General features: G+C 44.4%; 6 protein-coding genes. 3 read left to right on the top strand and 3 right to left on the bottom strand.

The genetic code is table 11. The features are described 5' to 3' along the window. From OA34_RS13025 to nifH, 3 genes are all read right to left on the bottom strand, one after another. A partial coding sequence (locus OA34_RS13025; protein WP_039676096.1) for a nitrogenase component 1 occupies positions 1 to 304 on the bottom strand: 304 nt, incomplete at its 3' end. 36 nt (positions 305 to 340) lie between these two features. Next, a complete protein-coding gene (locus tag OA34_RS13020; protein WP_039676094.1) occupies positions 341 to 700 on the bottom strand; it encodes a hypothetical protein in 360 nt (119 codons plus the stop codon). Between the two features lie 32 nt (positions 701 to 732). After that, positions 733 to 1644, bottom strand: a complete 912-nt coding sequence (nifH, locus tag OA34_RS13015; RefSeq protein ID WP_039676092.1) for a nitrogenase iron protein — start codon at positions 1642 to 1644, stop codon at positions 733 to 735. Positions 1645 to 2021: 377 nt separating this feature from the next. Here nifH and OA34_RS13005 point away from each other — a divergent pair, with 377 nt between their 5' ends. The 3 genes from OA34_RS13005 (at position 2022) to OA34_RS12995 (ending at position 4457) form a co-directional block, all read left to right on the top strand. Continuing rightward, positions 2022 to 3323 carry an OprD family outer membrane porin gene (locus OA34_RS13005; protein ID WP_039676088.1) on the top strand — a complete coding sequence of 434 codons (1302 nt, stop codon included), beginning with the start codon at positions 2022 to 2024 and terminating at the stop codon, positions 3321 to 3323. A 158-nt stretch (positions 3324 to 3481) separates the two neighbouring features. After that, positions 3482 to 4192, top strand: a complete 711-nt coding sequence (locus OA34_RS13000) for a response regulator transcription factor (protein ID WP_286683058.1) — start codon at positions 3482 to 3484, stop codon at positions 4190 to 4192. Then, positions 4185 to 4457 (top strand): hypothetical protein, encoded by a 273-nt coding sequence (locus OA34_RS12995; RefSeq protein WP_039676086.1) that lies wholly within the window; start codon positions 4185 to 4187, stop codon positions 4455 to 4457. Before OA34_RS13000 ends, OA34_RS12995 begins: the two co-directional genes overlap by 8 nt. Positions 4458 to 4564 lie beyond the last annotated feature (107 nt).

Here is a 4564-nt window from a genome sequence, read left to right as displayed (position 1 = left end):
AATAGTTTCTTCTTCCGGCTCGAGAGTATTGACCGCAACCGATAGGACCGTGACTGATATGAACCATATCTTTGATCGGTCCCCAAACGACGCCTTTACTTCCCGCGTACGCACAGCCGCGCTGAGACATGACGCCCGGAATCGTTTGTTTGTTGCTTTTGGTACTATCGCATGCACCTTTAACACCATCGGGCGCATCAACGCCCAAGTGTTTGGCTCTACTTTTTTTGGCTTTATCCGGATAGGCTTCAAGCACTTCCGCGATTACGGCTTGTTGCTGACTTAGCAATGTTTCTGTCGTCATGGCTCTTTCCTTTAACTGATTTGAGAGCTATCGCGATTAAGCGACTTTAACTCTATAAAGAAGCATATCATCGAGTTTTTTGCAAACAGCCGCCGTTTTTTCGCCGTCAACCGCTTTTGAAACTTCACTCATTTGATATTTGTTGGTGTAATAAATCATTTTATATTCACCCTCGATGTCAGACTTTTTATAATAGTCTGCAAGTGCCGTAAAAAGGAAAGAACCTTTTTCTACTTTAAGGTCTTCTTGTTTGACACCGTCACGGTTTTCAGAGATAAGGACTGCATAACTGACATCGGAAAGATCGCCCGCTTCAGCCGTAACTCTTTCAACAACTTGCTCATGACTAATTTTATTTCCCATAGAGGCAGGGAAGTGGTATCCGCAAATAAACATAATGTGCTCCTTGTATGTATCTAGTGTATAAATTAAGCTGATGCTTTTTTGCCGATAGCGTCTGCTTCGACTTCTTCTTCCAAACCGAATTCCATCAAGAGTGCTTCAAGGTCGTCCATCTCTAACGGTTTAGGGATCACTTTAAGATCGTTGGCGATGATTTTGCGCGCTAATTCTCTGTACTCGAACGCTTGGTCGGATTTGTCGGCAAATTCAACAACCGTCATACGGCGAAGCTCTGCACGTTGAACGTGGTTACTTCTTGGTACGAAGTGAATCATTTGCGTTCCGATTTGCTCTGCCAAGTGTTTGGCTAGGTCATACTCGCGATCCGTCATACGAGCGTTACAAATAAGTCCTGCAAGTCTCACGCCGCCGGTGTTGGCATATTTCAAAATACCTTTAGAAATATTGTTTGCCGCATACATCGCCATCATTTCGCCTGACATAACGATATAAATCTCTTGTGCTTTACCTTCACGAATCGGCATCGCAAATCCGCCGCAAACAACGTCGCCGAGTACGTCGTAAGAAACGAAATCGAGTTCTTCGTCGTAAGCACCCTCTTCTTCCAAAAAGTTAATCGCCGTAATAACACCGCGACCTGCACAACCGACTCCCGGCTCTGGTCCGCCAGATTCCGTACACATAATGTAACCTTCCGTAATCGTCGTATCATCGGGGTGAAATTCTGCCGCACCCGGTTTACATACGTCTTCGAGCTCCAAATCCTCAACCGTACCGACCTCTGATGCTAATTGCATAATCGTACATTGTGCTTTTTCATGCAAGATAAGACGTGTTGAATCCGCTTTAGGATCACATCCGACGATAAGAATTTTTTTACCGAAGTAGTGTGCCATTGCGGCAAGTGTATTTTGTGAAGTGGTTGATTTACCGATACCACCTTTGCCGTAGAAGGCAATTTGACGAAGCTCTGACATTGTGTTCTCCTTGTGTGAGTTTTTGTTCGAACGAGATATTGCATAGAGTGTTCCGTAGAAAAAAAAACGCGTAAAAAATTTGACGTATAGTGCAAAAAAAGTCAAAAACAAGGCATACCGTGCTTACATGTCATCGTAGCGTATCCGTATCGAGCCAAAGCCGTTTGTCGAAAAAATCGTTTTAAAATCCCTTTGGCACTTTAAACTACCGTACGTTTTTGATACGCGCATACCCCAAACGCCGATGCTCTTATCCGACGCATCCGCCTTACATGTTAAAAGAAAAGCGTATCGAGAAAAAGTGTTCTTACATTTTTTCATCATTTTTTTTCTGTATATTACCTTTGTCATTCATTTTATTTTAAGGAGTGTGTTTTATGAAAAGTGCCAAATACAGTTTGGTTGCCCTTATGGCTGTGGGTGTAGTCTCTTCTCTTTGTGCCGCCGATACGCTTGCCGATGCGTTTAAAAACGGCAAGGTAGGCGGAGAACTTCGTGCATGGTATTTCGATAGAGATAATGGAACGACGTCGCATCAAGATATTTTCAATACCGCCGTCGTTTTGAACTACGTAACGGACACGTTCTACGGATTTCGTCTTGGAGCAACGATGCAATCCAATTATGCGCCGTATGCGGACAGTGATTCTAAAGATCTTTTCAAAGGTGACATGTACGGTTCGGGTGCTATGTTATCCGAAGCCTATATCGGCTATGCGATTGGAAAAACCGACCTTAAAATCGGTCGCCAATTTATCTCTACGCCGTTGGTTAGCGGTAGCGGTTCACGCATCGTCAAAGAGGCTTTCCAAGGTGCCGTCTTAACCAATACGGATCTTCCTTCAACGACGTTGATCGCCGCTTACGTCAACAAATTTCAAGGCAGAACCAGTACGCTAGCCGACGCTAGCGACGTCGGGGATATCGGCGATTTTACCAAAACGTATGCCCTCTCCGTCGGTAAAGGCGGAAGCGTGAGCAAAGCGTTTATCGACGATGCTTACAGTGCCGGAGTGATTAACAAATCGATTACGGGACTGACGTTAACCGCTCAATACGCATTGGCAAACGACGTTGCGCATTTAGGCGACGTTAGCCTTTACCATGCCGAGGCAAACTACGTTCTTCCGCTAAACGGTTTTAAATTAGGATTTGACGCGATGTATCGTACGTCTCGCACCGACTCCGCGCTCGATAACCTCAACTTAGAAGGTAGCTATTTCGGCGGTCGCGTCAGCATCATCGACCTTGCGGGTTTCGGTATCAGCGTTGCCGCGGCAACGTCGGATAAAAGCGACGACTTAATTGCGGGTGTCGGCAACGGTGCGGATAGTACCTATACCGGAAGTATCTTAACGTCAGCGCACACCTACGCACGCGATACGGATTCGTATATGGGTAAAATCTCATACGATTTTAGCAAAATCGGCGTTACGGGTTTAAGCGCGTTTGTCTTGTACGCGGATAACGACCAAGGCTATACGCAAGGTATCGCTCAAACCAGCGGCGATTGGAAAAATACCGCATGTGACGTTACCTACGCTTTTGAGGGCGCGTTAAAAGGCTTTAGCCTCTCTTTACAATATGAAAAAGAGGACAACGACAAACGTAACGCCGCAGGCGTCAATACCAACGTTACGTCCGAAGAGTATCGCTTTAGAGCCAACTATAAATTCTAAGGTTTTCAAGGAGAGCGGCTGTATGCCCTCTTCTTTTTGTTTTTTTGCGTTACCCAAACGCCTTCACGTCGCCCCTCAGCTTCGCTTGATCTGCTTTTGCCATTTTTTCGCCATTTTTTTGTGTCATATTGAGACTACCAAAAAGACTTACATGTGAAATGGTATATAATCTCAGTGCTAGAATAAAGGTTCGTAATGACACAAATCCGCTGAAACATTTAAACATTTTGTTTGTCGAAGACGAAGAGAACATCCGTAAGCATATCGCCAACGCTTTAGGCTATATCGTTCATGAGATCAAAGAAGCCTCCAACGGGCTAGAAGCGTTGGAAATACTCAAAACGTTTTCTCCCGATATTATTATGACCGATCTTGAAATGCCGATCATGAACGGCGTGGAGTTGATTACGACGATTCGTAAAAAAGAGATCAATACGTGCATCGTCGTTTTAACGGCATACACAAGCCAAGAGTATCTGCTACCGTTGATTAATATGCACATCGAACATTACGTGGTTAAACCCATCCGTTTTGAAAAAATGCTCTCTATTTTGCAACAATGTTGTGCAAAACTAGGCACCGGTAACGACCGTCACGATTTGCCGCAAGGCTACGGTTACGATTGGAATCAAAAAATTTTGACTTACGAAAACCGGAGTATTACGCTCACCAAAAAAGAGATTTCGTTTTTGGAACTTTTATTTCACAACCAACACCGTATCGTTACCTACGAAGAGTTTCAAACCTACGTTTGGGGCGATGCGGTAATGACCGACGATGCGATTCGCTCTTTGGTGAGAAACCTACGCAACAAGCTTCCCAAAGACATTATCGTCAATCTCTCGGGGATCGGATACAAACTTGAATAAAATGCTTGCCAAAAGCCTTATCTGCTTTGTTTTAGGGCTGTTCCCTTCTTACATGTATGCCCTCGAGTCAACCTACGAAACCGACGATGCGGCAAAGATCAGCCTTGCGCATCGCGATCCCAATTCGCATTTACATGTCTATATCCCCTCGTTGCCCTATGCGTATATTATGCGTTTAATCAACGGGACGTTGGTGAGGCTGGACGATTCTACACGCGGTTGGGAGTATTTTATCGCGTATAAACATCTCAACTTTCGCACATAGATTTCAAAGATTAATCGATCTATAAAAGCCCATAAATAGGCACTTTTAAGTATAATTTAGTCGACTAAAACACGATTATACGGAGCTTTTTTATGGGCATGGACAAT

The organism is Sulfurospirillum sp. MES (genome assembly GCF_000789415.1).
GTDB classification, from domain to species: domain Bacteria; phylum Campylobacterota; class Campylobacteria; order Campylobacterales; family Sulfurospirillaceae; genus Sulfurospirillum; species Sulfurospirillum cavolei.
The sequence above is the reverse complement of the archived record's forward strand: the minus strand, read 5'-3'. Positions and strand labels throughout refer to the sequence as shown.

What these genes read in the sequence shown, in the direction of transcription:
- OA34_RS13020 (WP_039676094.1), bottom strand. Translation starts at nt 700, where the DNA reads ATGTTTATTTGCGGATACCACTTCCCTGCCTCTATGGGAAATAAAATT.
- nifH (WP_039676092.1), bottom strand. Translation starts at nt 1,644, where the DNA reads ATGTCAGAGCTTCGTCAAATTGCCTTCTACGGCAAAGGTGGTATCGGT.
- OA34_RS13005 (WP_039676088.1), top strand. Translation starts at nt 2,022, where the DNA reads ATGAAAAGTGCCAAATACAGTTTGGTTGCCCTTATGGCTGTGGGTGTA.
- OA34_RS13000 (WP_286683058.1), top strand. Translation starts at nt 3,482, where the DNA reads ATGGTATATAATCTCAGTGCTAGAATAAAGGTTCGTAATGACACAAAT.